Here is a 442-nt window from a genome sequence, read left to right as displayed (position 1 = left end):
CCCATTCTGTCGAATCTGAACACCGATGCTTGTGCAAACGGGAGGCGCTCATATAGCTGTCGGTCATCATGACCGCGCCCTCTCGGATCCCGGCAAACAGCTTGTCGGCGGCTTTGTTCAGAGGTGCGGCCAGACAAACTGCTCGAACTGCTCGACGCTCAATTTCGTGGGAATCGCCTGCCAGCATGGGTTTGTAGCCATTTTCAACCCCCAAACCCTTGACTTTAACCGATCTGCCCGCGACGAGCCCGCAACCCAGTCCTGATGCGGCTCGTAGACAAATTCGGGCGCCTCGAAAAACCCGCAACCACTTGATGGTCATATTACTCGACCGCCCTTGACAACGTGACAACGCCCGAGGCACAGATCTCGCGCATCAAGCGCTGTATCGGCGAGCGCCTGCTGACGCAGGAGCTTGCGTCGCAGGAAGGCGAAGGCGTAA

The 442-nt window shown here is 57.9% G+C and carries 1 protein-coding gene; it reads right to left on the bottom strand.

The annotated features are described in order from the left end of the window. A partial coding sequence (locus ACOJB8_RS41235) for a hypothetical protein (protein WP_475018013.1) occupies window positions 1-322 on the bottom strand: 322 nt, incomplete at its 3' end. Window positions 323-442: the final 120 nt, after the last annotated feature.

Source organism: Paraburkholderia sp. BR10141 (assembly GCF_056155635.1).
This window is presented reverse-complemented; position numbering and strand designations above follow the sequence as displayed.